Source organism: Variovorax sp. H27-G14, assembly GCF_046156345.1.
GTDB lineage: Bacteria > Pseudomonadota > Gammaproteobacteria > Burkholderiales > Burkholderiaceae_C > Variovorax.
Genome location: NZ_JAYLVN010000002.1, coordinates 392,458 through 417,290, shown reverse-complemented (window position 1 = coordinate 417,290; position 24,833 = coordinate 392,458). Strand labels below are relative to the sequence as shown.

Genomic DNA, 24,833 nt, shown 5'->3' with positions numbered 1-24,833 from the left:
TGGTGCGAACCGTGTGGATGCGTGGGGGTCAGAACACCGGCTCGCACCGCACCTCGGTCTTCACCGAGTTCGCGATGAAGCATTCGTCATGCGCCCGGTGGTGCATTTGCACGATCTGCTCCTGCGTGGGCAGGTTCGCGCCTGAAAAGCTGACTTCGGGCCGCAGCGTGACCACGGTCATCGCCATCTTCCCCTCGGCGTTCTTTTCCATCACGCCGGTCGCCGAGTCGAAGTAGCGGTCGACGATAAACTTGCGCTTCACCGCCATCGTGAGAAACCACAGCATGTGGCAGTTCGACAGCGCGGCCACGAACATCTCTTCCGGGTCGACCGCCGACGCGTCGGACATGGGCAGCGGCACCACGTGCGGCGACGACGAGCCCGGCACCTCCGCCCCGCCGTCGAAACGCAGCGAGTGCCGACGGCTGTAGGTGTTGGAGAGAAAGTCCTGCTCGCCTCGCTCCCAGAGGATCTGCGCGGTGTACTGGGCCATGTCGGTTTGTTCCTGAAGCTGAAAATTCAGAGGTAGATGAAGTAGCGGTACTTGGTCAGGCTGCCCTGGCTCGGCAGCGTGAGAAAGGTGTCGGCCAGCACGCCGCCGTTGGCCAGAATCACTTTTTGCGAAGCGAAGTTGTCCGGGCTGGTCGTGATTTCGATGCGGCTCAGCCCCTCGCTGGCGGCCAGCATCAGCATGGCGCCAAGCGCGCGTGTGGCGTAGCCCTTGCGCTGCTTCCACGGCACCACGTTGTAGCCGATGTGGCCCAGGCAGTAGGCCGGCAAATGGATGGTGCCGGGCTTCCAGCGCAGGTCGATGCTGCCGCAGAACTCGCCGTCCCACATCCAGCACTTGTAGCCCGGCAGGCGCGGCACCTGCGTGCCGTCGGGCATGGTGATGGGCGCGCCCAGGGCCTCGCGGTCGACCAGGCTCGCGAGGAACAGCGTGGCGTCCGCCTCGATGGCGGCCCGCTCTTCAGAGCCCGACTCGGGCCGCGACTCGTCGCGCGACCAGCCGCGATTGAGCGCCGACACGTAGCCCGGCAGATAGCGCCTGTCGGGCCACACGAGCTCCATCGGGCGCGGATCGGTGAGGGGGCGGGAGCGGTACAGCGGCACGTCGATCGGTCCTTGGGTCCTTGGGTCCTTGGGTCCTTGGTCCTTCTCAGACCCCCATGAGCTTGACGATCAGCGGCACCAGCAGGGCCGTGGCAATGCCGTTCAGCCCCATGGCCAGCGCGGAGAAGGCACCCGCCGTTTCGTTCACCTGAATGGCGCGCGCCGTGCCGATGCCGTGCGCCGCCATGCCCACCGCGAAACCGCGCACCGCGGGCTCCTTGATGCGCAGCAGGTTCAGCAGCCCCGTGGCCATGATGGCGCCCGAAATGCCCGCCACGGCCGCGGCCACCGCCGCCAGCGAAGGCAGCCCGCCGATCTTCTCGGCCACGCCCATGGCAATGGGCATGGTGGCCGACTTGGGCGCGAGCGACATCAGCAGCGCGTGCGAGCCACCCAGCACCCATGCAATGCCGATGGCCGACACGATGGCCGCGACCGAGCCCACCAGCAGCGCCACGCCAATGGGCAGCCACAGCCGCCGCAACCGCGCGATCTGGCTGTACAGCGGCACGGCCAGCGCCACCGTGGCCGGGCCGATGAGAAAGTGCACGAACTTCGCGCCTTCGAAATAGGTTTCGTACGGTGTGCGCGTGAGCAGCAGCACGCCCACGATCAGCACCACCGCCACCAGCACCGGATTGACCACCGGGTTGCGCCCGCTGCGCGTGTGCAGCCACAGCGCGCCCAGGTAGGCCAGCAGCGTGAGCGAGAGCCACAGCAGCGGCGACTGGGCCAGGAACACCCAGATTTCGGACAGCTTGGCCGGCGCGGTCATTCGGCGCTCTTGCCGGTGATGCGGATCATCCAGCGGAAGGTGAGTGCCGTCACCGTCATGGTGAAGGCCGCGCCCACGATGCCCGCCGCGAGAAACGGCAGCCATTCCTGGCCCACGCGTTGGAAGTGGAGCATCACGCCGGCCACGGCCGGAATGAACAGCAGCATCAGGTTGCGCAGCAGATGGCCCGAGGTGTCGCTCAGCGCCTGCGGCACGCCGCGTCGCACGAGCAGGCCGATGAACAACAGCACCATGCCGATCAGCGGACCGGGAATGGGCAGGCCGAGCCACTGCACAAGCAGTTCGCCGGCCAGTTGGCACAGAAAGAGCGTGGTGATGGCGTAGAGCATGGCTTCTCCCGTTCGAAGGACGGTTCAATGGTCGGTGCAAGCGGCGGCGCGTGTCCACCCCTCTTTCAGGGCGCGCTGGCTCGCGGGCGGCAGCACGCCCAGGCGCACAAGACCCGGCAGGCCGAAGGAGGCGCAGTCGCGCAGCTTGATGCCGTCGGCGCGCAACGCTTCGGCGAATGCGTGACCCGTGGCATACGGGCGCTCCGTGCGCGCGCAGAAAAAGTTCGCGTCGCTCGCAAAGCATTCCCAGCCCAACGATTCGCAGACCTCGCGTTGCTGAGATTTCCACTCCCTCAAGGTCTGCAGGCTTTGCGCAAGCCATTGCTGGGCTGCGTCGCTCACCCAGGCGTCCAGCAGCGCCACACCGTGCGTGCCCAGCGGCCACGAAGGCGCCTGCGATTCGATGCGCTGCAACAGGCCCGCATCCGCTTGCTCGGGTGCAATGGCATAGGCAGCGCGAATGCCCGTCAGCCCCATGGCCTTGTTGGGTGTCCACATCTGCCACGCGCGGCTGCGGTTGCGCTGCGCGGCGCTCAGCGAGGGTGTCCCTTCGAGCCGCAACGGCGCGTAGGCCAAATCGAGCACGCAAACGCCATCGGTCATTGCGGCGTGCTGCGGCAGGTCCGCTTGCAGTTGCCCCAGCGGGCTCGAAGGCTCGCAGCACCAGCGCAACGCCGCGTCTGCCGGCGCCTGCGGTGCGCGCAGCACCTGCAAGCCCCAGGCCTGCGCCGCGCGTTCGTAGTCGCCGTAGCTGTGCGGCGGCAGCCAGGCCTTGCGGCCGCCTTGCTGCATCACGGCCGCGCTGATGCGGTGGATGAACTCGCTCGCGCTCGCGGCGATCACGATGCGCTCCACGGCCACGCCATGGAAGGCCGCGAGCTTGACGCGCAGTGCGGTGTAGTGCGGGTCGGGATAGTGCGCGGCGTCTGCCGAGTGCAGTGCGTCGAGTGCGGCCGGGCAAGGCCCCACCGCATTGCCGTTGGTCGAGAAGTCATGCAGCGCGGCGCCGGATGCATCCGGGCCGCCGTGCAGCGTGGCCGTCATGACCAGCGCCATCCCGTCGTCGCCACGATCGCCAGCGAGGCGAGCACGGCCAGCGCCAGCGCGGCCCGCTCGCCCCACTGTGCGGTGCGTTGCATGTCCGCCGCCGAAGGCGCCCTGCCCTCGGCATTCAGCGCATACACGCCCGGCTTGGCCAGCCGCACGCCCAGCAGCAGCGCCATGGCCGCCATCGGCCAGCCGCTGTTGGGCGACGGCGTGCGGCGCGCCTCGCCGCGCAGCCCCACCGGCCAACGCCACGCCGCCAGCGCCAGCAGCAGCACGGTGATGCGCGCGGGCACCCAGGACAGCACGTCGTCCGCGCGCGCGGCCCATTTGCCGAACCAGGTCCAGTCGCGCCCGTTGCGCTCGCCGCGGTAGCCCCACATGGCGTCGGCAGTGTTCGCAAAGCGGTACAGCGCCGCGCCCGGCAGGCCGAACAGCACGAACCAGAACACCGGCGCCACGAGCGAGTCGTTGAGGTTCTCTGCCAGCGATTCGATGGCGCTTTCGCGCACTTCGCGCTCGCTGAGAAGGGAGACATCGCGGCTCACCAGCCGGGCGAGTTGCTTGCGCCCGTCGTCGAGCGACACGGCCAATGCGGCCTCCACCGCGAGCACCTCGTCGCGCAGCATGCGCCAGGCGAAGAGCGGCTTGAGCAGCAGGCCCAGCAGCAGAGCCATGGCCCACGCGGGCACCGACAGCGTGACGACGGTCTGCAGCGACATCGCAATGCCCGCGACGCATGCCGCGCCCACGCACCACGTCAAGGCGCCGATGAAAAACATCGCCAGGTCCACGGGCTTGGCCTGGTGCATGCGCGGCGCGACGCGCGAACCGATCCAGCCGAGGTAGCCGCCCATCCACACGACGGGATGCAGCCGCGCGGGCGGCTCGCCCAGCCAGCGGTCGATGGCCAGCGCAATCCACAGCGCGGCGGCCACGGCAAGGGCGTGTTCAAGGTTCAGGTGCGGCATGAGTCCGGTCATTTTCGCGAATCAGGAAGGCGTGCGGGCAGGCTTCAAACCGCGGCGCCATTGCCTCCATGCACCGAACGCCAAGAGCAACGCCGCGCCCAGCGCCACCCAGAGCCGGAGCACGACGGACTCGGCGGCGGGCGGCGGCGATTCGGCCGGCGTGGCTTCGAGCTTGAGGCCGCTCACCGGCTGGGTGCTGCCTGGCGCCGGCTCCGTAGAAACGGGCGCCGGCACAGCGTCGGGCGAAGGCGTGGCAGCGATCACGGGTTCGACCACGGGCCGTGGCCTTGAAGGCGCAGACAACGGCGACGGCACCGATGAAGCAGACGGCGCCGCTGAAGCCAGCTCCGCCTGCACGAACCGCTGCACGCCCGCATTGCGCTCGCGCAACCCGCTCGCCTGCACCGTCTGTGCATAGGCGCGGGCGAGCTCGCGCCGCGTGGCGGCGTCGGGCTTCCAGTAGTTCAGCCGCACCGCGTCGAGCATGCGTTCCAGCGTCTGCGCAAAGGCGGCGCGGTTGTCGCCTTCCAGCCACTCGCGCGTGCCCAGCTTGTACCTGTCGCGCACATACACGTCGTGCAGCGACTGCCACTGGTCCTGCCGCACGGCGGCCGGCGCGGTCACCTGCCAACCCCAGAGAAACTGCGCGGTCTTCAGCACCTGCAGCGTGCCGCTGTAGCCCTCGGCCTTCTGCGCCGCAATCCATTGCGGGTGCAGGTAGCGGGTCTGCATTTCTCGGGCGATGGCGCCGGCCGCGGTGTCGGTGCGCACCGCGCCGCCGTCGCGCAGGTTCTGCACGTACAGCGCCGGCTCCTTGCCCGTGAGCTGGCGCACGGCCTGTGCGATGCCGCCGAGGTACTGGAACGGATCGTCGTTGGTCAGCACGCCGTACAGGTTGGAGCTGCGCGCCATCAGCGCCGCATCGACCTGCACCAAGTTGCCCGCGTACGCGCCGGGCCGCACGGCACCGTCGAGGCCCTTGCCGTAGGCGTGGCCCATGCGGTCGATGTAGAGCTGCGCCATCTGCGCATCGCCGCCGCCGCGCTGCTGGTTCTTCCACACATCGCTGGCCAGCGCGGCCTCTTCCAGCCCCGCGCCGTAGCTGCCCTGTTCGTTGGAGAACACCCGCGCGGTCGACCAGCGCTGCGCCTCCTGTGCCGATGCGCCTTGCGCGCGCAGCTTGTTCGCCAGCGCCTCGCTGTGCAGGGCCACGGCGTTGCCGGGCTCGCGCAACGCGGCCACCTGCTGCACCGCCTCGTCGAGCCAGCGCATCACGTTGGGAAACTGGTCGCGGTAGGAGCCGGTAACGCTCAGCAGCACGTCGATGCGCGCGCGCTTCAACACCGCCGCGGGAATCAGCTCGATGCCCGTCATGCGACCGCCCTCGTCCCAGCGCGGCTTCACGCCCATGGCATAGAAGGCCTGGCTCTCCAGCACGCCCTGGTGGCGCGAGGCCTCGCCGGCCCAGAGCGTGAAGGCGATCTTCTCGGGGGCCTTGCCGGCATGGGTTTTCGCATGGTCGGCCATCCACGCGTCCATGGCCGCGACGCCCGCGTCCCAGGCGGCGCGCGTCGGCACGCGGCTCGGGTCGAAACCGTAGAGGTTGCGCCCGGTGGGCAGGCTGTCGGGGTTGCGCACCGGGTCGCCGCCGTAGCTGGACTTCAGGTAGCGGCCGTCCAGCGCGGTCAGCAGGCCGTCGATTTCCTCGTTGTGCGCGAGCACGTCGTCGAGCTTTTGCGCACGCTCGGCCAGGGCCTGAAGGGCTTGCCTGTCGGCGTCGGTCTTGCCCATGGCGATGGCAGCCGGCGCGTCGGTGAGCGCCAGTGCCACCCAGCGCGCAGGCCGCGAAGCGGCCACGTTCTTCGCATCGACCAGGAAGGCCTCGTCGATGTCTTCGCCCAGCGCCGCGACCAGCGGCTTGCCGAGTATCTGCAGCACGGTCATGCGCCGGCGTTCGGCGTCGGGGGCCTGACCGAAGGTCGCCAGGCCCAGCGGCTGCGCGGTCTGCGCCAGCTCGTCCAGGTACGGGTGCAGCACGGCGATGAAGCCCGCAAAGTCGGCGCGAATGCGCGCGGGAGGCCACTGCAGGTCGCGGTCGTAGTGCTGCGCGACGAACTCGCCCGTCAGCTGCTTTTCCAGCGCGGCTTTCACCGGCCCGGGCGACAGCGTTTCCCAGTCGTGCATGCGCTCGTGCATCTCCTGCACGCCGGGGCGAAAGCCCGCGGGCGCGAACATCGGTGTCGAATGGCTCACCATCGTCGCGCGGCCTCGGCGCTTGGCGGTGGTGGCCTCGCCCAGGTTGTCCATGATGTACGGGTACACATTGGGCAGGTCGCCGAGCGCGAGCAGCGGATCGTCCTGCACCGACAGCCCACGCTCCTTGCCCGCCGACCATTCCACCGTGCCGTGCGTGCCCACATGCACCACCGCGCTGGCGCCGAACTGCGTGCGCAGCCAGAGGTAGGTGGCCAGGTAGCTGTGGCTCAGCGGAATGGCCGAGCGGTGGTACACCTGCGCGGCCTTGTCCGCCACCTGCGTGCCGGGCTCGAAGCGCGGCGGCTGGCGCAGCACCACCACGTTGCCGAACTGCACGCGCGGAATCACGAAAGCCGGCTCGCCCGCCACGCCCACCGGGCGCAGCAGCGTCGACTTTTCGGGCGGGCCCCAGTAGCTTTCGATGCGGCGCTGCGTTTCAGCGGGCAGCGCACGAAACCATGCGACGTAGCGCGACAGCGGCATCGCGTCGGCCAGATTGCGCGCGAGCAGCGGCTGCAGTTCATCGCCCTGCCCGCTCGGGTAGTAGGCCTTCATGGTCGCCTGCACCTGCGCGATGAGCGCGTCGGTGCCGGGCAGTTCGGTGCGGTAGCCGGCCGACTTCATGGCCGCGAGCATGTTGTTCACGCTGCGCGGCACATTGAGAAAGGACGCGCCAAAGTTCGCTTCGCCCGGCGGGTAGTTGTAGACCAGCATCGCCACCCTGCGCTCCCCGGCCGGCGTGCGCTGCAGGCGCAACAAGGCGGCGGCCTTGGCGGCCACGGCGTCGATCTGCGCGGGCAGCGGCTGCAGCGTGCCGGCCGCGGCGTCGCGTGCGCTCACGAGCATCGGGTCGGTCATGCCGGCCAGCTCGCTCGGGCTGTAGTACGCGGCAATGTCGGTCTGCGAGAGGCCGTCCTTGCTCTGCGCCCACTGCGCGGCGTCCATCGCCAGCGACGGCAAGGTCTGCAGCACCGGCACGCCGATGCGCTCCAGCTCGGCCTTGCGTTCGTTGGGGCTGAACACCAGCGAGGCATTGACGATGGCATCGGCCACGCGCTGATCGCCCGCATGCGTCATGCGAAAGAACAGGTCCTTCTGCTGGCGCGGGCCGTAGAAGGCGTAGGCGCGCAGGCCACGCTGTTCGAGCGCGGTAATGAGGGCGTCGAGCCAGCCGGTGTCGTCGCCGGTAACCGTGGCGCCGTTGACGGCGATGGCAACGGTGCCGTTGCTGTTGCCTGGCAGTGCGTCGATGGCGGCGATGTCGGTCTCGATGCGCGGCCAGCCGGGGTGATAGAGGCCGGCCAGCGGCACGGGCACCGGAGCCGGCAAACCTGCGAGCTTGCCGGGCTGCGTGAGCGCCTTCATGGCCGCGCCAAGGTTGGCCGCGCCGGCAAAGCGCCAGTACTCGCGCAACCGCTGCGCCCAGGCGGCATCGACACCGCGCTCGGCCGCCAATGGCGCGGCCACGGAAGGCTGCGCCTTGGCCACCAGGGCGAATTCGCCGATCAGCACGTAAGGCGTGGCGCGTTGGGCGATGGTGTCGCCGAAGCGCGCCGCAGCGGCCTGCGCCACGCTGAGGTACGGCGCATCGATGACCAGCAGTGCAGCGCCTTCGAGCGCCGCGGCCAGCGTCTCGGGCGAATCCGCCGACGCGGACACCACCTGCAGCGGCACACCCGCCTCGCGCGCCGCAGCCTGCAGCCGCACCACGCGCGCTGGCGACACCAGCGACGTGCTCAGCACCACGACATGCGAGGCGGCATGCGAGGCGACATGCTGCGCATGGGCCGGTGCCTGCACCCCCAGCAGCCCGAGAAGGGCCAGCAGGAAGCAGAAGAAAACCCGCGTCACTTCCCGCCCTGGGCCGGTGCCGCAGCCGTAGCCGGTGCCGCAGCCGCCGGTGCACCCGCCGGCACAGCATCCGCCGGCACATAAACCATCGACCCGTCCTTCAACCGCCACGCCGTGCCGGCCTTCTCGCCATCGCCCTGCCCCGTCGCGCCGCTGGCCTTGAAGCGCGTGATCTTCTGGCCTTCGCGCGTGATGATCTCCATGTTCGGCTGGCCTTCGTTGCGAATGACCGTCACCTTGTCGTGCGCGAACGGGTTCATCGGGTTGTTGATGACCGCGATCATCAGCATGCCGATCACCACCATGAACACGTCGATCAGGTTGATGGTCGACAGCACCGGGTCGTCGTCGTCGGTGTCCAGGCTGCTCAGTATCGAAAACTGGCGCCGGGTCATGACAGCCGGTCCCGCGCATCCAGCACCGTCACCAGTTCGCGCATGAGCCAGCGGCGGCGCACGGTGTAGACCACGAAGGTGATCGACGCCGAGGCCAGCGCCACGATCACGCTGGCAAACGCCGGTGCCAGGCTCTGCGCCACGCCTTGCGACTCACCCGACGCCACGGCCACCAGCGCCGGCCCCATCGGGATCATGGTCGCGATCAACCCCAGCATCGGTGCCACGCGGCTGCACAGGCGCACGCCTTCGAGCTGCTTGAGCACCACCAGCTCCATCTGCTCCTGGCTTGCGCCGGCGTGGCGTTGCAGCACCAGCACGCGCAGGGGGTCGCGGCGGCGCTGCACGTACTCGATGCCGAAGGCACCGAGGCAGTACACGGCATACACGAAGGACAGCAGCACGCCCAGCGTCACGGGCCAGAGGAACAGGCGCGCCAGCTCGAAGATAACGGTGTCGAAGGCAAGCATCAGGGGGTTTCCGTGGAGGGGCTGTCGAACAGGTCCGAAGGCCGGCCCCAGCCTTCGTCGAACACCAGCGAGGCGAGCGGCGCGCGCTGGGCCCAGCGTTCGCGTTGCAGCATCGGTTGTTCATAAAAATCGTGCACGGGTCCCAGGCACAGCAAGGCGATGGGTTCGGCGCCTTCGGGCAGGCCGAGCAGCACCGACACTTCGACCGGGTCGAACAGCGACACCCACCCCATGCCCAGCCCTTCGGCGCGTGCCGCGAGCCAGAGGTTCTGGATGGCGCACGATGCCGATGCCAAATCCATGTGCGGCAGTGTGCGGCGGCCGAACACGTGTTTTTCTCTGCCGTCGGCCAGCGTCACTGCCAGCAGTTCGGCGGCGTCGAGCAGGCCTTGCACCTTGAGGCACATGAACTCGTCTTCGCGTTCGCCAAGGGCACGGGCGGTGAGCACGCGTTCGTGTTCGACGACGCGGTGCAGTTGCTGTCGCAGCCCTTCACCCCGAATGCGAATGAAGCGCCAGGGCTGCATGAAACCGACGCTGGGCGCATGGTGTGCGGCGTCGAGCAGCCGTCGCAACACTTCAGGGTCGACTTGACCACCTGCGAAATGGCGCATGTCGCGGCGTTCGTGGATGGCGCGGTAGACGGCCTGGGCCTGGTCTTCCGGGAAAGCGTGGTGCGTCAATTTTTTAAACGGCTGTGCCGCGCCCTTTTTTGGCCTTGGTGCGGTTCAGGGCGATGTTGTTCAGGGCGTGTGCACAGGCCGCCGGGTACTCCCCTCCGCGAATGTCCCCCGGGCTTCGCCCTCCTCCTTTATTTCGCTGCGGGGAGCACCCGACGCCCTGTGCACCTGGGCACGCTGTCGGTGATCGCACGATCACCCCCGGCTCTGTACAACGCACACGCCGATGGGGTGCCTTGCGCAGCGAAATAAAGGAGGAGGGGCGCAGCCCCGGGGGACATTCGCGGAGCAAGGTACCCCGTCGGCGTGGGCGCGCCCTGAACGGCTCCCAGCCAGAACACCCGAACAACGGCGATTCACGTCAGTCCTCAATGCCACGCTGCGCCGGAATGCCAGCCTTGAACGCGTGCTTGACCAAGGTCATCTCCGTCACCGTGTCCGCCAGCTCGATCAACTCAGGCGGACAACGGCGCCCCGTGAGCACCACGTGCACATGCTTGGGCCGCGCACGCAAAGTCTCGAGCACACCTTCGAGCGGCAACCAGCCATAGATAAGCGGGTACGTTATCTCGTCGAGCACCACCAGAAAAAAGTCACCCGACAGAATCGTGGCCTTGGCTTTTTCCCATCCGTCGCGCGCCAGTTGACCGGACCGCTCCAGGTCCTGGCTCTTCCAGCTGAACCCGTCGCCGAGCCCCTCGATGGGAATACCGATCTGCTCGAACATGCGGTGCTCGCCGAAACGAGCCGACGGTACCTTCATGAACTGATAGATCTTCACGGCCTTGCCGCGGCCGTGGGCGCGCAACGCCAGGCCGAAGGCCGCCGTGCTCTTGCCCTTGCCGTCACCGGTGTTGACGATGACGATGCCGCGGCGCTCGCCCTCGGGCTTTTCGTACGGCTTTTCGCTGGGAGGGGTTTCGATCTGCATGGGGGGTTCCTGGGTTCCTTGTTTCGCACGGACTGGCGCTACCTCGGCAGCGCAATCCATTGGTCCGCCACGCGGTGCACCCGAATGCGGTGGTCGAAGACCTGCTCCAGCGCGGTGTGGGTGGCGGGGTCGCTGCAGCCGCCGTGGTGCACCACACGGCCATGGTTCATCACCACCAGCTCGTCGGCGGCCAACGCCATCGGCAGTTCGTGCAGCACGCTGACCACCGTCTTGCCCACGGCCACCAGCGCGCGGGCGGTCTGCATCCAGTCGGCCTGGTGCGGCGGGTCGAGGTTGGCGAGCGGCTCGTCCATCAGCAGCAGTTCGGCCTCGACCGCCAGCGCGCGCGCCAGCAGCACGCGCTGGCGCTCGCCACCCGACAACTGGCCCAGCGGCCGGTCGCGCCAGTCCCAGGCCTGGGTGCTGCGCAAGGCGCGCTCCACGGCGTCGCGGTCGGCCACGCTGGGCGCGGCCAGCCAGCGCTGGTGCGGCAGCCGGCCCAGCATGGCCACGTCGTACACCAGCAGGTCGTCGGCACTGCCCTCGCCGGTGCCGCTCTGGCCCAGCCAGGAAAGGCGCTGGGCACGGATGCGCGCGGGCACCTTGCTCTGCAGGTCGCCGAACAGCCGCACCTGGCCACGGTGCGCGAGCAGCCCGGCCATGGCTTTGAGCAAGGTCGACTTGCCCGCGCCGTTCGGCCCGACGATGCTGGTCCAGCGGGCGGCCGACAGTTGCAGGTCGATGTCGTGGAGCACCTCGGTGGCGCCCAGCGTGGCGCTCAAGCCGCGGGCTTCGAGGGCGGGTGTCACCGCGTTGTTCCTGGCGTGGATGTCGTTCGTGTCGCTCATGCCACCCCGCTCCGCGCGGCGCGCCGGTGCATCAGCCACAGCAGGTAGCTGCCGCCCAGCACCGCGGTGAGCACGCCCACGGGCAGCTCCTGCGGCGCGATGAGCCAGCGCGCCAGCAGGTCGGCCGCCATCAGCAGCAGGCCGCCCATCAAGGCCGACAGCACGATGAGCCGCGCATGCGTGGTCTTGACGACCGAGCGCACCAGGTGCGGCGCGGCCAGGCCGACGAAGGCGATCAGGCCGGTCTGCGCCACGGCGGCGCCGGTGGCCAGCGCCAGCACCACGACCAGCGCCGCGCGCATCGCGCCCAGCGGCAGGCCCAGGCTGCGCGCGGTGGCCTCGCCCAGCGCCAGCCCGTCGAGCACCGGCGCCAGCGCCCAGGCGAGCAACAGGCACACCGCGCCCACCATGGCCATCACCGCGCAGGCGCTCCAGCCGACCAGGCCGGTGCTGCCGAGCACGAAGCCCTGCAGGGCCTGCAGGATGTCGGCCGAGGCGATGGTGATCAGGTCTTTGGCGGCGCCGAGCACCACGCCGACGATCACGCCGGCCAGCAGCAGGCGCAGCGTCTGCTGCACGCCGCGCGCAAGCATCAGCGTGAGCATCACCGCCAGCACCGCGCCAACGAAGGCCGCGCCCGTGAGGCCCAGCCGCATCACCCATTGCGCGCTGGCGGCCGAGCCGCCGAACATCAGCAGCGCCACGGCCACGCCCAGCGACGCGCCGGAGGCACTGCCCAGCAGGTACGGGTCGGCCAGCGGGTTGCGAAACAGCCCCTGCGCCACCGCGCCCGCCAGCCCCAGCAACGCGCCGGCCAGCCACGCGCCGAGCGTGCGCGGCAGGCGGATGTCCCACACGATCTGCAGCGCCACCGGGTCGTGCCGGGCCGACAGCAGGCTCTCGAAGCCGGTGCTGCCGATGCCCAGGCCCAGCAGCATCAGCACGGCGCCCAGCACCAGCAGGCCCACGCCGATCAGCAGAACCCGGCGCAGATGGGCCGTGTGCCTGAGCGCGGCGTTCAACGCTGGCCGCCCTTGCTGCTCTGCTCGGCGATGCATTGCGCCATCAGGCGCGCGGCCTCGTCCATGCGCGGGCCGGGGCGCACCAGCACGTCGGACTGCTCGGGGCTGAAGCGGCAGATGCGCCCTTCGCGCACCGCGCGAATGCCGGCCCAGCCGGGCCGCTGCTCCAGGCCCTGCGCGCTGCGCACGCTGACCATGATGAGGTCGGGGTTGGCGCGCACGACGTACTCGGGGTTGAGCTTGGGAAACGGGCCGAGCGCCGCCGGCACGATGTTCTTCACGCCCAGCCGCGTGAGCGTCTCGCCGATGAACGACGACTCGCCCGCCGCGTAGGGCGCGTTGTTCACCTCGAAGTACACGCGCAGCCCCTTCGCACTCGCGGGCAGCGACTGCGCGGCGGCCGACACGCTGGTGTCGATCACGCGCCACACCCTGGGCGCCTCGTGCGTGCCGAGCACCTGGTCGAGCTTGTCGAGCACGCGGCGCACATCGGCATGGCTCTTGGGCTCGAGCACCAGCACCTTCACGCCCAGCGCCTCCAGCCGCTGCGTGACGCGCGACGACTTGGCGAGCAGCACCACGTCGGGCTTGAGCGCGACGACGGCTTCCACGTTGGGGTCGATGCCGCCGCCCAACTGCGGCAGCGCCTTCACCTGATCGGGCGAATTGGAATAGCGGTCGACGCCCACCAGCCGGCCGCACGCGCCCAGCGCACACACCGATTCGGTGAGCGACGGCAGCAGCGAAACGATGCGTTGCGGTGGCTGCGGCAGGCTGACGCTGACGCCGCGCTCGTCGACCACTTCCAGCGCGTGGACGGCCTGGACGGTGAAGGCGCAAAGTGCCAGGCACAGCGCAAGCAGCGAACGAAATTGCTTCATGCGGCGGGCGCCTTCAGCGTCAGCGGCAGGCCGGCCGCCATCAGCGTGACGCGGTGGCAGGCGGCGGCCACGTCCTGGTTCAGGCGGCCCAGTGCATCGACGAAGGCACGCGTCTCGCGGCCGAGCGGAATCACGCCCAGGCCGATCTCGTTGCCCACCAGCACCACGGGGCCGGGCGCATCGCGCAGGGCCGCCAGCAGCAAGCCGGCGTGCGTGGCCGGGGTGCGGGTGGCGGGGCGCGCGTCTTCGCAGGGCATCGGCATCATCAGGTTGGTGAGCCACAGCGTGAGGCAGTCGACGACCACCAGCGTCTCTGGCGTGCTTTGCGTGACGATGGCGCGCGCCAGCTCGATGGGCTCCTCGATGGTGCGCATGCCCGGCAGGCGCTCGGCGCGGTCGGCCTGGTGGCGCACGATGCGCTCCAGCATCTCGTCGTCGTAGGCCTGCGCGGTGGCGATCATCACGGCGCGGTGCCGGGGCGCGGCGGCGAGCCAATCGATGGCGCGTTGCTCACCGCGGCGGGACTTGCCGCTTTTCTGTCCGCCGAGGATGAATTCGTGCGAGCCAGTCGTCGCGCTGTGGAGGGGCTTGGGCTTAGTCGACAGTGGCATGGCGCTCCAACTCGATGGGCATGGCGCTGAAAAGGCAGGCGGTGGCCTGCGGGCTGGACGCGAACCATGCATGGAAATAGCTCGCGCGCACCGGGCCGTGCACATACAGCGCCTCGCCGCTGCGCGCGCCCACGGCCTGCGTGAGGCCGGGCCGGGCGGTGTGGGCTGCGGGGGGCAGCGGCGTGTCGGCGAGCGAGTAGTGGAAGGTGTGGCCGCGCAGCGTGTGCATGTGCGACCTGTGCGTGCCCAGCGTGAGCTGCTGCGGGCCCAGGCCGGCCAGCCGCTTCTGCATGCTGACCTTGCCGGGCAGCAGGCCCCACATGCGGTGCGTGCGAGGCACATGCCCATGGTCTTGTGCGCTGTCTTGCGCGTTGCCTTGCGTGGCGAGCTCGTCGAACAGCGCCATCATGCCGCCGCATTCGGCCCACACCGGCTTGCCGGCCGCGACATGGGCCACCAGCGCGTCGCGCATCGGCGTACATGCAGAGAGCGCCTCGGCATGCAGCTCGGGGTAGCCGCCGGGCAGCCACACGGCGTCGCATGCGGGCAAGGCATCGCCGGCGAGCGGCGAGAAAAAGGACAGCCGCGCACCCAGTGCGGTGAGCACATCCAGGTTCGCGGGGTAGATGAAGGAGAACGCCGCATCGCGCGCAATGGCGATGGTGCGGCCGGCCAAAAGAGGCGGCACGGCGGGGTCGGCTGGATCGATGCCATCGCCTGCAACCGGCTCGAAACTGACCTGCGGCAATTGCGCCACCGGCATCAAGCCCAGCGGCGTAGTGGCCAGCACATCGGCCACAGCATCGAGCCGCGCCATCGCGTCGTCCAGCTCGGTGGCCAGCACCAGCCCCAGGTGCCGTTCAGGCAGCGTGAAGCCCGCGTCGCGCGGCAAGGCGCCCAGCCACTGCGCGGGCTCGCGCAGCGCGTCTTTCAGCATGCCCGCATGCCGCTCGCTGGCCACGCGGTTGGCCAGCACGCCGGCCCAGGGCAAGCCGGGTCGAAAGTTCTGCAGCCCGTAGGCCAGCGCCCCGAAGGTGCCGGCCATGGCGTGCGCATCGATCACCGCCAGCACCGGCAGGCCGAAGCGCACGGCCAGATCGGCCGCGCTGGGCGTGCCGTCGAACAGGCCCATCACGCCCTCCACGATCACCAGGTCGCACTCGCGCGCCGCGGCGCGCAGGCGCGCGCGGCAGTCGGCCTCGCCGGTCATCCACAGGTCGAGCGAGTGCACCGGTGCGCCGGTGGCAAGCGCCAGCCAGTGCGGGTCGAGAAAGTCGGGCCCGCACTTGAAGGCACGCACGCGCCGGCCCTGGCGCGCGTGCAGCCGCGCGAGCGCGGCGGCCACGGTGGTCTTGCCTTGCCCGGAGGCAGGCGCGGCCACCAGCACCGCGGCGCAGGTGGCTGCAACGGCGTCGCCGGTGCCGTGGGGGGTCGGGGCTTTTTTTACTGAGGGGTCCACTTGAGGCCGACGTACGCGGTGCGGCCGGCATTGGCGTAAAGCCGCGCGTACTGGTAGTCCTTGTTGCCCACATTGTCGAGGCGCGCCACCAGGTTCAGGTCGCGCGTGATCTTGGTGCTGGCCGACAGGTTCAGCAGCGTGTAGCCGCCCAGCTTCACGGTGTTGGCCGCGTCGTCGTAGCGCTGGCTCGAGGCCTGCACTTCGGCGCCCAGCGTCCAGCCCGCCACGCGCCAGTCGGCACCCACGGTGCCGTGGCGCTTGGAGCGGCGTGCGAGCAGGTTGCCGGTGGCGGTGTCCCTCGGGTCCTGCACGTCGAACGAGGCACGCAGGGTGACGTCGCCGAAGCGCTGGCTGGCCGACAGCGTGGCGCCTTGCAGCGTGGCACGGTTCACGTTGGTGTAGCAACCGAAGCTGGAGGCGCAGCCGGTGGCGGTGCCGACGAAGTTGATCAGGTTGCGCACGCGGTTGCGGTACACCACGATGCCGGCGGTGGTGTCGGCTTGGGCGTAGTTCATGCCCAGCTCCACGTTCTGGCTGGTCTCGGGGCGCAGCGTGGACACGCCGTATTCGCTGAAGCGCTGGTACAGCGTGGGCACGCGAAAGGCGGTGCCGGCCGAGGCGGTGAAGCGCAGCGCGGGCGTGATGGCGTAGCCGTAGGCCGCGCTGCCGGTGGTCTTGCCGCCGAACTCGCTGTCCTTGTCATGGCGCGCGTGCAGTTGCAGCGAATGCGGGCCTTGCACGAAGCCGTAACCCAGCGAAAGCGCGTCCTGCGAACGGTCGCGCGACAGCAGCTTGGCCGAGGTGGTGGCCGCGTTGACGAGAGCGTCTTCGCGGCGCTCGAAGGTGGCCGTCACCAGGTGCGGGCCAAAGCGAAATTCGTTCTGGAACAGGTAGCCGCGCAGGTTGGTTTCGGTGCGGTAGAACGAAGGCTGCGTCTTGTACACGGTCTGCGAGTCAGTCACCTGCAGGCGGGTGCTGTAGATGTCGTTCCACTTCGAAGACCAGGTCAGGCCCGCGGTGCGCAGCGTGTTGTTCGCCTCGTCGTCGCGGAACTGAATGGGCAGCTTGGTGCGGTAGGACACGGTGGCGTCGTAGCCGGCCGTGGTGTCGCTGGTGAGCAGCGTGGCGTCCAGGCGCTGGTCGGGCGTGAGCTGAAAGCCCAGCTTCACATTGCCCGAGGTGCTGTGGTAGCCGTCGCGGTCGGGGCTGGTGAAGCCGTCCTTGCTGGGGGTGCGCTTGTCCACGGGCTGCACGTTGAAGCCCTTGCTTTCTTCATGCGCCACGCCGAACGAATAGTCGAACAGACCCGACTTGCCGCTCACGCCGCCTTCGATGCGGCGCAGTCCCTTGCTGCCGATGCCGATGCCCGCGTAGGGGCGCACGCCCTCTTCGCCGCGCCGCGTGAAGAGCTGAATGACGCCGCCAATGGCGTCAGAGCCGTACACCGCGGCGGCCGGGCCGCGCAGCACTTCGATGCGGTCGATCTGCGACAGCGGAATGCCTTCCCAGCCGGCGCCGCCGGTGGATTGCGAGTCGATGCGCACGCCGTCCAGGTACACCGCCGTGAAGCGCGTTTCCGCGCCGCGGATGAACAGGCTGGTGGTGTTGCCCACGCCGCCGTTGCGGCTGATCTCGATGCCGGGCAGGCGCGCCAGCACGTCTGCCACGCCGGTTGCGCCGCTGCGCTCGATGGCCTGGCGATCGACCACCGACACGTCGCCCACCAGTTCCGACAGCGCCTGCGGCGTGCGGTTGGCGGTGACCACCGTTTCGCTCAGGGCGGGTGCCTCCTGGGCATGGACGAGGCCGCCAAATGCGCAAGCCAGTGCCAGTGGCAAGCAAGCGAGGCGAACACGGCGCGCAGGTGCGCGGCCGCTGGAAAAGCAAACGTGGGAAATCATTGAATGGACCGAACGAACGTCTATACCCCTCGCCGGCCTCCCCGCCAGCGCCATGGGCACCATGGCCACCCCATGCTTCGATGCATGCGGCAGCCGCCTTGTTGGCCGGTATCCGGGCTGGCAGAACAACCCCTACCGCCTTCCCAGGCACCTGTTTCAGGGCGCCCAGTGGCTTGAATGGAAAGGGGTTGGCGCCTTGCGGCGCCGTCTGCTTGACCGTTGCGGGGGCAGCGCAGGCGGCTTCGGCCGGGTACCGACCTGAGGTCGGGGGGCGTTCACTCCTGCTTCCCGTTGAACTGCGCCGTGTGAACCACGCCGCGAGCACCAACGGCCGGCATTTTAGGCCCAGAGATCCAGCTTTAAGTCGAAAGTTGCGCACCGCCGCTAACATCGGCGCCCATGATGCGGCCCGCCTCGGTATTTTTGAATCTTCGTTCGGCGCTGCAGCGCATGCTGGGTGGTTCCGGCTGGCAGTCGATGCTGCTGTGGGCCATCGTAGCGGGGCTGCTCGGTACCCTGGCCACCGAACTGTTTCGCGCGGCGCTCTATCACTTCGAGCACCTGCTGCTCGGCCCCGGCGACGGGCTGGTGGCCATGGCCAAGCGCCTGCCATGGTGGGCGCGCGTGGCCTGCCCCACGCTGGGCGGGCTGGTGGCGGGCGGGTTGCTGGTGCTGGCCAAGCGCGTGGCGGTGCGCAGCGCCACCTCCGACTACATGGAAGCGATCGTGCTGGGCGACGGGCGCATTCCGGTGGCGCAAACGCTGGTGCGCAGTGCGTCGTCGCTGGTGAGCATCGGCACCGGCGGCTCCATCGGGCGCGAAGGCTCGATGGTGCAGCTGGCCGCGCTGGCGGCGTCGCTGCTGGGGCGCGTGTTTCGTTTTCCGGTCGAGCGGCTGCGTCTGCTGGTGGCCTGCGGCGCGGCGGCAGGCCTCACCGCCGCCTACAACGCGCCCATTGCGGGCGCCTTCTTCGTCGCGGAGATCGTGCTGGGCTCCATTGCCATGGAAAGCGTGGGGCCGATCATCATTGCGTCGGTGGTCGCCAACGTGGCGATGCGCTCACTGCCCGGCTACCAGCCCCCCTACAGGATGCCGGCCTTCCCCGAAATTCACGGCACCGAGGTCGTGCTGTTCTGCGTGCTCGGCGTGCTGCTGGGCTTTGCAGCCATCGGCTTCCTGCGCGCGCTGCAGGGCAGCCGCGCGCTGTTCTCGCGGCTGCCGCTTGCGCTGCCTTTGCGGCTGGCGCTGGGCGGGCTGGTGATGGGCGCCATATCGGTGCCGATGCCAGAGGTGTGGGGCAACGGCTACAGCGTGGTCAACGCGGTGCTGCACACGCCGTGGCCCTGGGCGCTCATTGCGATGGTGCTGGTCGCCAAGACGGCGGCCACGCTGGCCACCGCGGGGTCGGGCGCGGTCGGCGGCGTGTTCACGCCGGCGCTGTTCTTCGGCTGCATGGTGGGTGCGCTGTTCGGTCAGGGGGTGCAGGCGCTGTGGCCGGCCGCCACTTCGGCACCGTTTGCGTACGCCATCGTGGGCATGGGCGCGTTTCTGGCGGGCGCCACGCAGGCGCCGCTGATGGCGATATTGATGATCTTCGAGATGACGCTGAGCTACCAGGTCATGCTGCCGCTGATGGCGGCCAGCGTCATCGCGTACTTTGTGGCGCGCTCGGCCAACGCGGGCTCCATGTACGAGATCACGCTGCGCCGCAACGAACAGCGCGACACGCAGTTGCGCCTGCGCGGCCTGCACATGCGCGACCTGGTGCAGCCGGCCGAAACCGTGGTCGGCCCGCACGCAGACCGCGAAGCGATGAGCAAGCTCTTTCTGCAGCACCCGGTGAAGTACCTGTATGTGGTCGACGAGGGCAACCGCTACCTGGGCGTGGTGCCGCTTGGCGCGCTGGGCACCGCGCCTGCCGAAACCACCGCGGGCGCACTGCTGTCGCAGGCGCTGCAGCCGATCCCCGCCGACACCGGCCTGGGCGAAGCACTGCAGCGCTTTCTGGACCACCTGGGCGAGCGGCTGCCGGTGATAGAGAGCACGGCCAACCCGGTGCTGCTGGGCGTGGTCGCCAAGAGCGCGTTGCTGGCCACCTATGTGCGCCTGAGCGAGGCATGAAAGGTTTGATCGGTGGCACGCGAGGCCGCAGAATGCCGACCACGCTGGCGGCTGCGCCCGGCGTCGGCAAGACCGCTTTCCCAGGAAACTACAATCGCCAACCATGCCCGCCTCCAGCCCCATCGACCAGATCGCCGAGCGCGTTGAACGCCTGCTTGTGCGTCACGAAGAGGTGCAGCGCACCAATGCGCTGTTGCAGGAACAGGTCGATGCGCTGGCACGCGAACGCGACGCCCTGAAGTCGCGGCTTGCAGCGGCCCGCACACGCCTGGACGCCCTGCTGGAGCGGTTGCCGGTAGAACCCCCCTCCCAAGATTCCCCCGCATGAAGCAGATTGAAGTTCAGATCATGGGCCAGAGCTATTTGCTCGGCTGTCCCGACGGTGGCGAGGCGCAACTGCGCGAAGCCGTCGAGCGCGTGGACGCGGCCATGTGCAAGATCCGCGATGCAGGCAAAGTGAAGGCCCGCGACCGCATCGCGGTGCTGGCGTCGCTGAACCTGGCGTTCGACCTGGCCGCGCAACAGGCCGCGACCACTGAAGCCGCCGCCGCCGCGCCCGCGGCGGTTGCCGCAGGCACACCCAGCACAGATACCACCGAAACCGACACCAAAGCCGGCCAGCTCATTCAAAGACTCGATCAGGCCCTGGCCGGCGATGGACATTTGCTCTGAATGAGCGCGGTGGGCGCATACGGGGCGTAAAATCCGCCTTGTCTGCAGACGTGTCGGGCTTAATATTTCCTTGTTCCAATGCTCTCCGGAGCCGGGCTTGGTACATCGCTAGACGGGCGTGATCATCTCGCGTTAGATGAACCCGAAGTCTTGCTGCCCTCGCCCACCTGAACCCTGGTTCAGGATGCGGGTCCGGCACACCATCTGCAGACACCTTTTCCGGCCACGGCCCCTTGCACCAGTTGCACGGGGCCGTTGCTTTTTGCAGCAGCACTTTCCCTTCTGACGCCACCGTGAACCTCGCCGCCCTGCTCGACCCCCTCTTGATTGCCGAACTGGCCCTGCTCGGCCTGGGCACTGGCTTCCTCGCGGGCCTGCTGGGCATCGGCGGCGGCATGCTGATGGTGCCGTTCATCACGATCATCATGGGCCAGCGCGGCGTGCCGGCCGACCTGGCGGTGAAGATGGCGATTGCAACGTCGATGGCCACCATCATCTTCACGTCGGTGTCCAGCGTGCGCGCGCATCACAAGCGCGGCGCGGTGCGCTGGGACATCGTGCAGCGGCTGTCGCCGGGCATCGTCATCGGCAGCCTCATTGGCAGCCTGGGCGTGTTCGCGCTGCTCAAGGGCACGGCGCTGGCCATCTTCTTCGCGCTGTTCGTCGGCTTCTCGGCCACGCAGATGTTTCTGGACAAAAAACCCAAGCCGACGCGGCAGATGCCGGGCACCGGCGGGCAGCTTGCGGCCGGTGGCGCCATCGGCTTCATCTCGGGCCTGGTGGGCGCGGGCGGTGGCTTCATCAGCGTGCCGTTCATGACGTGGTGCAACGTGGCCATCCACAACGCGGTGGCCACCAGCGCGGCGCTGGGCTTTCCGATTGCGGTGGCCAATGTGCTGGGCTATGTCATTGCGGGGCATTCGGTCGAAGGCTTGCCGGCCGGTGCCTTCGGCTACATCTGGCTGCCTGCGCTGGTGGTGATTGCCGCGTGCAGCGTGTGCACCGCGCCGCTGGGTGCCAGGGCCGCGCACAGCCTGCCGGTGAAAAAGTTGAAGCGCGTGTTCGCGACCATCCTGTACCTGCTGGCGGCGTACATGCTGTGGAAGGGTCTGCACGGCTGAGGCCTGGCAGGCCGAACGGCCACCCTACTGGATGCGCGAACTCACACCCTGTTGCCGCCACTCGCGCGGCGAGCAGCCGAAGCGCTCCCTGAACGCGCGGCTGAAATGCGCCGCGTCGTTGAAGCCCCGGCCGTAGGCAATTTCCGCGACCGGGCGGCCCGCGAGCCGCGGCTCCAGCAGGTCGCGGCTGCAGGCCTCCAACCTGCGCTCCCAGATGTACTGCGACGGCGTGAGCGGCTCGCTCTTGAACACGCGGTGAATGTGGCTCACAGACACCCCCAGTTGCGCCGCCAGCGTGCCCACCGACAGCATCGGGTCGGCCAGTTGCGCGTCGATGTGCCGCTTCACGCGCGCCAGGTGGTACGCCGTGAGGTTGCTCAGCGACGGTGCACGCGCCGCGGGCAGCGTTTGCAACCCCGCCACCAGAATGTTCTGCACGCCATGCGCCACCGCCAGCGCTGACGCGGGCTGCAGCGTGTCGATGTCTTCGCGCAGCGTGCGGATCATGCCCAGCAGCAGGTGCCCCGCCCCTTCGCGGCCCGACACCGTGGTGGCCGTCAGCGACTCGGTGTCGCGCAGTTCGCTGCGCAGCCGATCGCCGGGCAGCTTGAGCACGATCTGCTCGAACGCCTCCTCGAACAGCAATTCATAAGGCCGCGTGCTGTCGTATAGCGCGAAGTCGCCCGCCGACAGCACCGCGTCGCGCCCGTCCTGGCGCACCACGCCCTGCCCGCGCGCCTGGATGCTCACCAGAAAGAAGTCGTCGCTCGAATGCGCGATGTGCCCCGGCGTGCGCACCACCTTCTGCGGACCCGAGGTGACCACCGACATGTCCAGGCTGGGCAGCGTGTGCTGGCGGATGCTGCCGGTGAAGTCGCCGCTGTCGTCGGCATGCACGGCGTCGCATTCGAGCTGCACGTACACGTTGCAGATCATGTCGGTCCAGTAGGCAAGCCGCTGGTCGCGCGAGACGGCGTCGGTGCTGAGCAACTGGGTCATGGGATTCCTCGAAGGGCTTGAAGAAAGGCTGTGGAAGGCCAAGAACACGGCATGCAACGCTGGAACAAGAACGCCGCCAATCCGGGTCAAGGCGTTCCGGCGCCGCGAATCTACGCTTCAAGCAACCCGCATGCCACAGCGCAAACCCGGTGCGCTGCACATGCGGTCCGTTACGTCACTTGCTCATTCATTGCACTTTCACTGCCCCTGGAGAAACACCATGCCGACCACCGTTCACCCCAAGCTGCGTGTCGCCGCCGTGCAGGCCGCGCCCGTGTTCCTCGACCTCGACGCCACCATCGACAAGACCATCGACCTGATGGCGCAGGCCGCCAAACAAGGCGTGCAGCTCATCGCCTTTCCCGAGACCTGGGTGCCCGGCTACCCGTGGTGGATCTGGCTCGACTCGCCGGCCTGGGGCATGCAGTTTGTGCAGCGGTACCACGACAACTCGCTGGTCATCGGCTCGCCCGAGTTCGACCGACTGAAAGACGCGGCGCGCAAGCACAAGATCTGGCTGTCGCTCGGCTACAGCGAGAAGGCCGCGGGCAGCCTCTACATTGCGCAGGCCCTCATCGACGACCAGGGCCACACGGTGCAGACGCGCCGCAAGCTCAAGCCCACGCACGTGGAGCGCACCGTGTTCGGCGAAGGCGATGGCTCCGACCTGCATGTGGTGCCCACGCCCATCGGCAACATCGGCTCGCTGTGCTGCTGGGAGCACCTGCAGCCGCTGAGCAAGTACGCGATGTATGCGCAGAACGAGCAGATTCACTGCGGCGCCTGGCCGAGCTTTTCTCTGTACCGCGGCGCAGCCCATGCGCTGGGCCACGAGGTCAACAACGCGGCCAGCCAGGTGTATGCGGTCGAGGGCGGCTGCTTTGTGCTGGCGCCCTGCGCCACCGTGTCGAAGGCCATGAGCGAGCTGATGTGCACAGACGCCGGCAAGCAGCAGATGCTGGGCATCGGCGGTGGCTATGCGCGCATCTACGGGCCCGACGGTTCGCCACTGGGCACGCCGCTGGCCGAAGACGAAGAAGGGCTGGTGATCGCCGACATCGACCTGGGCATGATCTCGCTCGCCAAGGCCGCGGCCGACCCGAGCGGCCATTACTCGCGCCCCGACGTAACCCAACTGCTGCTGAACAAGACGCGCCGTGAAGCCGTGGTGGTGCAGCGCACGCCGGAGCCGGAGAGCAGCGAGCCAGAAACCAGCGTTGCCGAAACGGCCGCGGCCTGAGCAGCAAGAGCGCGCCATGGAATCCGCCATCGCCGAGCACTTGAGGTGCCCCCGCAAGCGCCACCGGCGCGTGGAAGACGACTACACCCCGCCCTACCCCGTGTGGTCGGCCCGCGCACCAACCGCCGTGACGCAGGTGGTGATGGGCTACTTCGGCGTGCAGTCGCGCGGTACGGCAATGCAGGGCCGCGCCTGCGCCGCACTGATGAAGATCGCCCGCGACTTCGCCCTGCCCGAGGGGCCGGGCCACCACGACCTGGCGCACTTCGTCGACGCCGACGGCTTCGACAACATGGTGGCGATCGCCTACTGGAGCGATGCGGCAGCGTATGCACGCTGGTGCGCCACGCCCGCCATCGATGCATGGTGGCGCTCCGACGAGCGGCTGTCCGAGGGCCTGGGCTACTTCCGCGAAGTGGCCTCACCGCAGGTCGAGCGCTTCGAGACCATGTTCAACACACCCGACCGCTTCGAAGGCGTGGGCGTGGTAATGGGTGAACTCAGCGGCGAGCTGCAGGAGCACGGCTATTGGGGGTCGATGCGCGACCGCGTGCCGCTGTCGCAGACGGACGCGATGGTGCCGTCGGGCACGCGCGCGGTCACCGCCGGCACGCCGGTCCCAGGCCAGCGCGTGCGCATTGCGGGCCACGAGAACATTGCGGTGATCCGATCGGGACAGGAATGGACCGACACCGCCGGCCAGGAACGCGCGCTCTACCTCGACGACATGGAGCCGGTGCTGCGCGAAGGCATGGACTTCTTGCGCGACCAGGGCCTGGGCATCGGCTGCTACAGCAACCGCTACATGCACCACCTGGACGCGCAGGGTGCACCGCTGCAGAAGTCTTTCGGCCTGAGCTACTGGCGCTCGCTGGCCGACATGGAGCGCTGGGCCGAGTCGCACCCCACGCACGTGGCCATCTTCGGCAGCTTCATGCGCTATGTGCAGGCGCTGAACTTTCAGCTGCAGCTGCGCGTGTACCACGAGGTGTCGGTGCTGACGGCCGATGCGCAGAGCTACGAGTACATCAACTGCCATGCACGCACAGGGCTGATGAACGGCATGGGCTGAAGGCGTTCCGCGCCGCGGGCAGGAGCGCAGATGCCTTAGCATTCGCGCCC

The 24,833-nt window shown here is 68.9% G+C and carries 24 protein-coding genes and 1 riboswitch; of the genes, 6 read left to right on the top strand and 18 right to left on the bottom strand.

Features of this window, described 5'->3' with window-relative positions; all coding sequences use genetic code 11:
- Positions 1-28: 28 nt before the first annotated feature.
- The 17 genes from VLK31_RS07495 to VLK31_RS07415 all read right to left on the bottom strand — a co-directional run bounded on the left by VLK31_RS07495 (position 29) and on the right by VLK31_RS07415 (position 17,558).
- Positions 29-493, bottom strand: a complete 465-nt coding sequence (locus tag VLK31_RS07495; RefSeq protein WP_409167753.1) for an OsmC family protein — start codon at positions 491-493, stop codon at positions 29-31.
- A 26-nt stretch (positions 494-519) separates the two neighbouring features.
- On the bottom strand, positions 520-1,113 hold the full coding sequence (locus VLK31_RS07490) for a GNAT family N-acetyltransferase (RefSeq protein ID WP_409167752.1): 594 nt from the start codon (positions 1,111-1,113) through the stop codon (positions 520-522).
- A 46-nt stretch (positions 1,114-1,159) separates the two neighbouring features.
- Positions 1,160-1,888, bottom strand: a complete 729-nt coding sequence (locus tag VLK31_RS07485) for an LrgB family protein (protein ID WP_409167751.1) — start codon at positions 1,886-1,888, stop codon at positions 1,160-1,162.
- The gene (locus VLK31_RS07480; RefSeq protein ID WP_409167750.1) at positions 1,885-2,238 is read right to left on the bottom strand and encodes a CidA/LrgA family protein; all 354 of its coding nucleotides are present in this window, start codon (positions 2,236-2,238) and stop codon (positions 1,885-1,887) included. The genes VLK31_RS07485 and VLK31_RS07480 overlap by 4 nt, the downstream gene beginning before the upstream one ends.
- A gap of 24 nt (positions 2,239-2,262) precedes the next feature.
- Positions 2,263-3,282 carry an aminotransferase class I/II-fold pyridoxal phosphate-dependent enzyme gene (locus VLK31_RS07475; RefSeq protein WP_409167749.1) on the bottom strand — a complete coding sequence of 340 codons (1,020 nt, stop codon included), beginning with the start codon at positions 3,280-3,282 and terminating at the stop codon, positions 2,263-2,265.
- The gene (cbiB, locus tag VLK31_RS07470) at positions 3,279-4,265 is read right to left on the bottom strand and encodes an adenosylcobinamide-phosphate synthase CbiB (RefSeq protein ID WP_409167748.1); all 987 of its coding nucleotides are present in this window, start codon (positions 4,263-4,265) and stop codon (positions 3,279-3,281) included. Before cbiB ends, VLK31_RS07475 begins: the two co-directional genes overlap by 4 nt.
- A gap of 9 nt (positions 4,266-4,274) precedes the next feature.
- On the bottom strand, positions 4,275-8,360 hold the full coding sequence (gene cobN, locus VLK31_RS07465; RefSeq protein ID WP_409167747.1) for a cobaltochelatase subunit CobN: 4,086 nt from the start codon (positions 8,358-8,360) through the stop codon (positions 4,275-4,277).
- Complete coding sequence (locus VLK31_RS07460) at positions 8,357-8,755, bottom strand: DUF2149 domain-containing protein (RefSeq protein WP_409167746.1); 399 nt, start codon at positions 8,753-8,755, stop codon at positions 8,357-8,359. The genes cobN and VLK31_RS07460 overlap by 4 nt, the downstream gene beginning before the upstream one ends.
- Positions 8,752-9,225: a MotA/TolQ/ExbB proton channel family protein gene (locus VLK31_RS07455; RefSeq protein ID WP_409167745.1), complete on the bottom strand. Its 474-nt coding sequence runs from the start codon at positions 9,223-9,225 to the stop codon at positions 8,752-8,754. Before VLK31_RS07455 ends, VLK31_RS07460 begins: the two co-directional genes overlap by 4 nt.
- On the bottom strand, positions 9,225-9,908 hold the full coding sequence (gene bluB / locus VLK31_RS07450; protein WP_409167744.1) for a 5,6-dimethylbenzimidazole synthase: 684 nt from the start codon (positions 9,906-9,908) through the stop codon (positions 9,225-9,227). Before bluB ends, VLK31_RS07455 begins: the two co-directional genes overlap by 1 nt.
- Before the next feature lie 358 nt (positions 9,909-10,266).
- Positions 10,267-10,836 (bottom strand): cob(I)yrinic acid a,c-diamide adenosyltransferase, encoded by a 570-nt coding sequence (cobO, locus tag VLK31_RS07445; protein ID WP_409167743.1) that lies wholly within the window; start codon positions 10,834-10,836, stop codon positions 10,267-10,269.
- Between the two features lie 38 nt (positions 10,837-10,874).
- Positions 10,875-11,684 carry an ABC transporter ATP-binding protein gene (locus VLK31_RS07440; protein ID WP_409167742.1) on the bottom strand — a complete coding sequence of 270 codons (810 nt, stop codon included), beginning with the start codon at positions 11,682-11,684 and terminating at the stop codon, positions 10,875-10,877.
- On the bottom strand, positions 11,681-12,742 hold the full coding sequence (locus VLK31_RS07435; protein ID WP_409167741.1) for a FecCD family ABC transporter permease: 1,062 nt from the start codon (positions 12,740-12,742) through the stop codon (positions 11,681-11,683). The genes VLK31_RS07440 and VLK31_RS07435 overlap by 4 nt, the downstream gene beginning before the upstream one ends.
- Positions 12,703-13,587, bottom strand: coding sequence for an ABC transporter substrate-binding protein (locus VLK31_RS07430; protein ID WP_409167740.1), 885 nt, complete (start codon positions 13,585-13,587; stop codon positions 12,703-12,705). The genes VLK31_RS07435 and VLK31_RS07430 overlap by 40 nt, the downstream gene beginning before the upstream one ends.
- Positions 13,584-14,198 (bottom strand): bifunctional adenosylcobinamide kinase/adenosylcobinamide-phosphate guanylyltransferase, encoded by a 615-nt coding sequence (locus tag VLK31_RS07425; protein ID WP_409167739.1) that lies wholly within the window; start codon positions 14,196-14,198, stop codon positions 13,584-13,586. Before VLK31_RS07425 ends, VLK31_RS07430 begins: the two co-directional genes overlap by 4 nt.
- Positions 14,182-15,585, bottom strand: coding sequence for a cobyrinate a,c-diamide synthase (locus VLK31_RS07420; protein ID WP_409168039.1), 1,404 nt, complete (start codon positions 15,583-15,585; stop codon positions 14,182-14,184). Before VLK31_RS07420 ends, VLK31_RS07425 begins: the two co-directional genes overlap by 17 nt.
- A 56-nt stretch (positions 15,586-15,641) precedes the next feature.
- A complete protein-coding gene (locus tag VLK31_RS07415; protein ID WP_409167738.1) occupies positions 15,642-17,558 on the bottom strand; it encodes a TonB-dependent receptor domain-containing protein in 1,917 nt (638 codons plus the stop codon).
- A gap of 85 nt (positions 17,559-17,643) precedes the next feature.
- Positions 17,644-17,902: riboswitch (cobalamin riboswitch) on the bottom strand.
- A 55-nt stretch (positions 17,903-17,957) separates the two neighbouring features.
- Here VLK31_RS07415 and VLK31_RS07410 point away from each other — a divergent pair.
- The 4 genes from VLK31_RS07410 to VLK31_RS07395 all read left to right on the top strand — a co-directional run bounded on the left by VLK31_RS07410 (position 17,958) and on the right by VLK31_RS07395 (position 21,472).
- The gene (locus VLK31_RS07410) at positions 17,958-19,679 is read left to right on the top strand and encodes a ClcB-like voltage-gated chloride channel protein (RefSeq protein WP_409167737.1); all 1,722 of its coding nucleotides are present in this window, start codon (positions 17,958-17,960) and stop codon (positions 19,677-19,679) included.
- Between the two features lie 103 nt (positions 19,680-19,782).
- On the top strand, positions 19,783-20,007 hold the full coding sequence (locus VLK31_RS07405) for a DUF904 domain-containing protein (protein WP_409167736.1): 225 nt from the start codon (positions 19,783-19,785) through the stop codon (positions 20,005-20,007).
- A complete protein-coding gene (locus tag VLK31_RS07400; protein ID WP_409167735.1) occupies positions 20,004-20,351 on the top strand; it encodes a cell division protein ZapA in 348 nt (115 codons plus the stop codon). Before VLK31_RS07405 ends, VLK31_RS07400 begins: the two co-directional genes overlap by 4 nt.
- A 293-nt stretch (positions 20,352-20,644) precedes the next feature.
- The gene (locus VLK31_RS07395) at positions 20,645-21,472 is read left to right on the top strand and encodes a sulfite exporter TauE/SafE family protein (RefSeq protein ID WP_409167734.1); all 828 of its coding nucleotides are present in this window, start codon (positions 20,645-20,647) and stop codon (positions 21,470-21,472) included.
- 24 nt (positions 21,473-21,496) lie between these two features.
- Here VLK31_RS07395 and VLK31_RS07390 read toward each other — a convergent pair whose 3' ends face one another.
- Positions 21,497-22,471, bottom strand: coding sequence for a helix-turn-helix domain-containing protein (locus tag VLK31_RS07390; RefSeq protein ID WP_409167733.1), 975 nt, complete (start codon positions 22,469-22,471; stop codon positions 21,497-21,499).
- Positions 22,472-22,691: 220 nt separating this feature from the next.
- On the opposite strand from VLK31_RS07390, the gene VLK31_RS07385 reads away from it, so the two are divergent.
- The gene (locus tag VLK31_RS07385; RefSeq protein WP_409167732.1) at positions 22,692-23,711 is read left to right on the top strand and encodes a carbon-nitrogen hydrolase family protein; all 1,020 of its coding nucleotides are present in this window, start codon (positions 22,692-22,694) and stop codon (positions 23,709-23,711) included.
- Positions 23,712-23,727: 16 nt separating this feature from the next.
- Complete coding sequence (locus tag VLK31_RS07380) at positions 23,728-24,783, top strand: phenylacetaldoxime dehydratase family protein (RefSeq protein WP_409167731.1); 1,056 nt, start codon at positions 23,728-23,730, stop codon at positions 24,781-24,783.
- Positions 24,784-24,833: the final 50 nt, after the last annotated feature.